Source organism: Dysgonomonas sp. HGC4, assembly GCF_001261715.1.
GTDB lineage: Bacteria > Bacteroidota > Bacteroidia > Bacteroidales > Dysgonomonadaceae > Dysgonomonas_A.
Map to the genome: position 1 here is coordinate 1 of NZ_CVRU01000173.1, position 6,339 is coordinate 6,339.

5 protein-coding genes are annotated in these 6,339 nt (G+C 39.3%); 4 read left to right on the forward strand and 1 reads right to left on the reverse strand.

What is annotated here, in order from left to right:
- The 4 genes from HGC4_RS18990 to HGC4_RS16660 all read left to right on the forward strand — a co-directional run.
- On the forward strand, nucleotides 1-197 hold a 197-nt coding region (locus HGC4_RS18990; protein WP_221406884.1), incomplete at its 5' end, for a hypothetical protein.
- Entirely contained in the window at nucleotides 127-702 is a 576-nt protein-coding gene (locus HGC4_RS16650; RefSeq protein ID WP_050711266.1) for a hypothetical protein, read from the forward strand. The genes HGC4_RS18990 and HGC4_RS16650, both read left to right, overlap by 71 nt.
- A 111-nt stretch (nucleotides 703-813) precedes the next feature.
- The gene (locus HGC4_RS16655) at nucleotides 814-1,830 is read left to right on the forward strand and encodes a Gfo/Idh/MocA family protein (protein ID WP_050711267.1); all 1,017 of its coding nucleotides are present in this window, start codon (nucleotides 814-816) and stop codon (nucleotides 1,828-1,830) included.
- 326 nt (nucleotides 1,831-2,156) lie between these two features.
- On the forward strand, nucleotides 2,157-3,800 hold the full coding sequence (locus tag HGC4_RS16660) for a fumarate hydratase (protein ID WP_050711268.1): 1,644 nt from the start codon (nucleotides 2,157-2,159) through the stop codon (nucleotides 3,798-3,800).
- Between the two features lie 233 nt (nucleotides 3,801-4,033).
- Here HGC4_RS16660 and HGC4_RS16665 read toward each other — a convergent pair whose 3' ends face one another.
- The gene (locus HGC4_RS16665; RefSeq protein WP_050711269.1) at nucleotides 4,034-5,887 is read right to left on the reverse strand and encodes a hypothetical protein; all 1,854 of its coding nucleotides are present in this window, start codon (nucleotides 5,885-5,887) and stop codon (nucleotides 4,034-4,036) included.
- Nucleotides 5,888-6,339: the final 452 nt, after the last annotated feature.

Sequence of the window (6,339 nt, forward strand, 5' to 3'; positions counted from 1 at the left end):
GGGGTGAAATAAATGAATTATTTAATATAGTGAGAGTTTATTTCTATTTAGGAAAATTTATTTTATCGCAAAACTACACTATCTTTGATACATCAAATATTAATCAAAATAAAGATTTAAAAGTATATGGGAAAAATTCTATCGTTGGCAATTATGATTTGTCTATCAGCAAATCTCCTTGCTCAAGTTCAGAATGAAGCAGAGCCTGTTGTCGGGACATGGGAAGGTGAAGATGTTTTTGTAGAACAAATTGATTCTACTGAGCATCATATTTCAGCGGCATATATACAACTAGAGCCTCAGGTTTTGGCTGATATAGATTGGTTGAATTATTCACCACTAGATCAGGATATACCTTTGCGTGATGATAAAAATCGTTTCGTTTTGATGTGGATGTCTGGATCGCCTACTGTAAAAATTGGTATGGACGATCGTATTGTTACCTTTCAAGGTGCACAACCTTGGTTGTTGATGGCATATATGATGGGATGGACTAAATACTCGTTAGAGCATAATTACTCTGCCGATCCGGTTGAATGTACAACTGCTGCTATAACTAATGTGGTGAATTTCTATGACAGGAATCGCAAATCGTTAGCTAAGAGCAAAGAGGTTGAAAAGTATGCAAAGATGATTAAAGAAGATTCTTTGAAAAAGTATATTAGTGGAGTTTTAGCTCAGCCTGTTGCAACAGCAGAGTAAGATTACATCTATTTAGATAAAATAAAGGCATTTAACTAATCGTTGAGTGCCTTTGTTTGTTATAGATTAAGATAACAAATAGGTTTAAAACCTTCATAAAAACAAATTACTATGACAACTATATCTCAATCTAAAATTCGCTTTGGTATCGTTGGAACCAATTTTATAGTAGATACCGTGTTGGAAGCTGCCCGGCTCGATCCTCGTTTCGAATTGACGGCTATATATTCACGCACACAAGAATCGGCTAATGTATTTGCCCAAAAACATCAAATACCTTATACGTTTGTTTCGTTCGAAGATATGGCTCAAAGTCCATTGATTGATGCTGTATATATTGCTTCGCCTAACTTTTTGCATTCATCACAAAGTATTCAGTTTATGAAGCATGGTAAGCATGTATTGTGCGAAAAGCCATTTGCATCTAATGCCACAGAATGTAAGGCTATGATTGCAGCTGCTAAAGAGTATGATGTTACTTTGATGGAGGCTATGAAATCGACTCTTACACCAAATTTTAAGGCTGTGATGGAGAATATAGATGCATTGGGTACAATCAGACGTTACTTTGCAAGCTATTGCCAGTATTCATCCAGATACGATAAATTGAAAGAGGGTATTGTTTTGAATGCTTTTAATCCGGCGTTTTCAAACGGATCGGTTATGGATTTGGGTGTATATACTATTTACCCGATGGTGGTACTCTTTGGACGTCCAAAGAAGATCAGCGCAACGGGATTTATTTTGTCTACGGGCGCTGACGGGCAGGGTGCTGTAAATTTCGAATATGAAGGTATGAATGCTACGGTACTTTATTCGAAGATTGCAGATTCACATTTACCTACCGAAATTCAAGGCGAAAAAGGATTAATCTCTCTCGATAAAATTAATACAATTGAGCAGGTAAAACTATGCTTCAGACAGAAAGACGAATTGGAGATAAGCCATCGTGATCAGAAGAACGAGTATTATTATGAGATTGCCGAGTTTATAGACCTCATACAATCGGGTAGGAGAGAGTCTGCTATAAATAGTCACGAAAATTCGTTGATAACTATCGAAATTGTTGACGAGATTAGAAAGCAATTAGGGATTGTATATCCGGCGGATAAAAATATAGGAAACTAAAAATCATATTTTTTACACCGTGCTTGCTTTTAGTAAGTCGTAGTGTTAGTTTATTTTTGCCAAAGCAGTAAAAAGTCTTTCATTTTACTGACTTCTGGTCAGGATTCTTTGTGATTAAGATTCCTTTGCTTCGGATTATTTTTGTTATTTTTGTAGGGATCAAAAAAAGAACTAAGGTCGCAGACCTTCTTATCGCTTTGGTAAGTACAATAGAAATATCTAATTATTGCTATGAAACCTGCCAATGCATATTCTAAGACTATTTATTCTTCTATTTTTTGTTGAAGATAAACGAACATAAGAGAACTAATTATAAACTGATTAATATGGCAACTCCATCATTTAAGTATCAGGAAACATTTCCAATGGGTAAAGATACTACCGAGTATTATCTGCTATCTAAAGATTATGTTTCTACCGCTACCTTTGAAGGTCAGGAAGTTTTGAAAGTCGCTCCCGAAGGTTTGACTCTCTTGGCTCAACACGCATTTCATGATGTTGAATTTTTGTTACGTCCCGAGCATCAGGCTCAGGTGGCAAAAATTTTATCAGACCCTCAGGCTAGTGATAATGATAAATTTGTAGCACTCACTTTTCTTCGTAATGCTGAAATTTCGGCACGTGGTATCCTACCTTTCTGTCAGGATACGGGAACGGCCATTATTGTAGGTAAAAAAGGACAAAATGTATGGACTGGCAGCAACGACGAAGAGGCGTTGTCTAAAGGTGTGTACAATACATTTGTAGAAGACAATTTGAGATATTCTCAAAATGCTCCTCTTAATATGTACGATGAGATAAATACAGGTTGTAATCTGCCAGCTCAGATCGATTTGTATACTACTAAAGGTGATGAATATAAATTTTTATTCATAGCCAAAGGTGGAGGTTCTGCTAACAAAACATATTTGTATCAGGAAACTAAAGCTTTGCTTACTCCCGGAAAATTGGAGACTTTTCTGATCGAAAAAATGAAATCATTGGGTACTGCTGCTTGCCCTCCTTATCACATTGCATTTGCAATAGGTGGAACTTCGGCTGAAAGTAACCTAAAAACTGTAAAACTGGCTTCTACTAAATATTACGATAACTTGCCAACTGAGGGTAACGAGGGTGGACAGGCTTTCCGTGATTTGGAAATGGAAGCTAAATTGTTGAAAGCTGCTCAGGAACTTGGTTTAGGAGCACAATTCGGCGGTAAATATTTTGCTCACGATGTGCGTGTAATCCGTTTGCCACGTCACGGCGCTTCTTGCCCTGTGGGTATGGGAGTTTCTTGCTCGGCAGACCGTAACATCAAAGGCAAGATCAATAAAGAAGGTATCTGGTTAGAGAAGATGGAGGATAATCCTTCGCGTTTGATTCCTGCTGAATTTCAAAAAGAAGGCGAAGCAGGCGGTGTGAAAATCGACCTGAATCGTCCAATGCCTGAGATATTAGCTGAACTTAGTAAATATCCAGTATCTACACGTTTATCTCTTACGGGTACTATTATAGTAGGACGTGATATTGCTCACGCAAAACTTCAAGAGCGTTTAGATAAAGGCGAAGGTATGCCTCAATATATCAAAGATCATCCGATTTATTATGCAGGACCTGCTAAAACGCCTAAGGGATATGCAAGTGGTTCGATGGGACCAACTACTGCGGGTCGTATGGATTCGTATGTAGATGCTTTTCAAGCGGCTGGAGGTAGTCTTATAATGATAGCAAAGGGTAACCGTAGTAAACAGGTTACAGATGCTTGTCACAAACACGGAGGCTTCTATTTGGGAAGTATCGGTGGACCTGCTGCAATATTGGCTCAAACCAACATCAAGAGTCTGGAATGCGTTGAATATCCTGAATTGGGTATGGAGGCTATCTGGAAAATTGAAGTGGAAGATTTCCCTGCATTTATTTTGGTAGATGATAAAGGAAATGACTTTTTCCAACAATTGAAACCTAATACAGGTTGTAGTTCGATGTAAGACCTATAACTAAGCATACTAAAAAATAATGGAGGTTACTTTCGATAGTAGCCTCCATTATTTTATTTAAGGGAGAAATATGATTTTATAGTTTCCACCAAATATGAAGCGATGCTTGAAGTTATGTGTTACTGATTCGCACATGAACTAGTAAAACTCCGGAGGCTGCTTATTAGGCAAAGCGACAATAAAAACTTTTTTTATTGTCGCTTTTTACAGAGGAAAAGAGATTATTACAATGAAGATGCTGTAATAGAGCTTTCCAAACCATCTACCCTCACGCGTAATTCTACTACACTTTGAGCATAATTACTGGCGGTATCATAAGCACCTACAATATAATAGTACGTTTTATTGGCATTAGTAGAATTATTAATAACTATCAGACCATCCATCATTCCCCAACAAGCATTATTTTTTTTATTTATAGGCTTAGGTCCACTAACTCGCCCGCTAATTAAATAAGCACCTTCTATATCGACTGATTTAATCTGATTAATAGCCCCCGATACTGTAGGAGAATCCACAAAAGTGGAACGTACCCAAGCAAAATCGTTTGATGTCAGGTTTGTTTTAGCACTTACATCATATATTGATATTAATGTTTTAACGGCAACAGCCCATCTTCCGGGAGGTAAAGTTATGCTACTCCCTGATTGAAGAGCAATACCATCTCCAGTAGTCACTGTAGCATCATACTTCAGTGGAAATGTCACTGCTTTAGTACTCTTTACACCTTCCACAATTCTAAGTCTGGCATATTCCCAATGAGCAATCCCATCAGCATCAGAGGTTAATACTTTACCAAAACCTTGTGATCCATCTGTTATTCTCACAGCAGGTACGGGTGCAACAGCAGTTCCGGCTGTCTTTACATATAATTTTTGTGTAGAAGGAGCTATACCAATTCCTACATTTCCGGTTAAAGTAGACGTTCCTGCAACGGTTTGTGCTCCCACAACGGTTGAACTACCTACGCGAGAATTACCTGTCACATTACTGTCTCCGGTGACTTGCAATTTATAAGCTGCAGGAACGGCGGTACTTGCACCAATACCTACACTACCTGTTTGATAGATATTCTGAGCATTGGTCGTAGCAGCTACTGCTCCACCTTGTACTTGCCAAGGTTCGGTAGTAGCGGTAACAGGCAACGTTCCCCACGTAGCATTACCCGCGGCATCCGAAGCTAAGAATTTACCGGCAGCAGGAGTACCGCTACTGATACGAAGAGCTCCAGAAATAATCGAAGGTGCAGAGACTGTCAGTGTATTGGCTGCCGTTCCTGAAATGGTGGTAGCTTTGGATAAAGCTCCCCCTAATTCAGTCGTAGTGCCACTCATAGTCAGACCATTGTTAGCAGTAGTGACAGTAGCAGCTGGTAAAGCTGTCCATGTTCCTTTACCTGCAGCATCGGATGCCAAGTATTTGCCGGCTCCGGCTCCATTGCCAGCTAAGGTAAAATTTCCGGTAGAAGCAATGGTGGTGGCTCCAGCTACATTCAGAGTACTGGCTAAAGTAGTGGCTCCGGTTACTCCTAGTGTAGTGCCGACAGTCTGTGCTCCCACAACTGTAGAACTGCCAACTCGCGAATTTCCTGAAGTATTACTTGATCCATTTACATCCAGCTTATAACCACTTACTGCTGATGCTCCTGTACCGATGGCAACACTACCTGTTTGGTAAATATTCTGTGCATTGCTTATGGCAGCGGTAGTTCCGCCTTGTACTTGCCAGGGTTCGGTAGGTACAATAGTTTCGGCTTGGCTAAACGGTTGCCAAACAGCTCCGTCAAAATAGTAATAACCGACGGTAGTGATTTTTGTTGTTTTTGGACTGATAGTACCATCAACTGCAGTCACATACACAATGGCTCCTTTTTGAGCAGTTGTATAACGAATATCTTTGCCAATTAATTGAGCACGTGTTAAGTTAGGTGCGATAATACCCTCGGCGGTGGTGCCGTCCGTTTTCTGAGGCGTGATATGAAGCGATGCTTTCGGATCGGTGTTGTTGACTCCCACCTGAGCTTGTAAGGCTCCGGAGGCTGCAGCGATGCAGAGCGAAAATAAAACCTTTTTTTTCATTGTCTTAATTGTTATTTATGTGTTTGGTTTGTTTAAATTTTTGCATAAAATCAAATAAAAAAGGCAGCAACATGTAATCGCTACACGTTGCTGCCGGACATAGTTGTGCCATAGGTAAACGAGTTATTCGTGTCGATTGTGAACGACAACAAAAAAACAAATCAGTGACACGAAAACGCTTACCGACAGAACTATAAGTATATTTATTGGGGAAATATGCGGGAGTGAAAAACCGCGTGTAAAAAAGACGCAAAAACAAAAAAAGACGAGGAATCCCGCCTAAAATATTTTTATTACTAGCGTGGTTGCTAGTTAGTCTCTCTCTCTCTCTCTCTCTCTCTCTCTCTCTCTCTCTCTCACATAGGCAAACCTAAATAGTTAAATTTTAGATTATTAATCACCGATATGTTTGTTAAATAATTAGTCATTCCGAACGTAAACAGTTATTACAC

Coding starts and splice junctions, on each gene's coding strand:
- HGC4_RS16650 (WP_050711266.1), top strand. CDS start 127: ATGGGAAAAATTCTATCGTTGGCAATTATGATTTGTCTATCAGCAAAT.
- HGC4_RS16655 (WP_050711267.1), top strand. CDS start 814: ATGACAACTATATCTCAATCTAAAATTCGCTTTGGTATCGTTGGAACC.
- HGC4_RS16660 (WP_050711268.1), top strand. CDS start 2,157: ATGGCAACTCCATCATTTAAGTATCAGGAAACATTTCCAATGGGTAAA.
- HGC4_RS16665 (WP_050711269.1), bottom strand. CDS start 5,887: ATGAAAAAAAAGGTTTTATTTTCGCTCTGCATCGCTGCAGCCTCCGGA.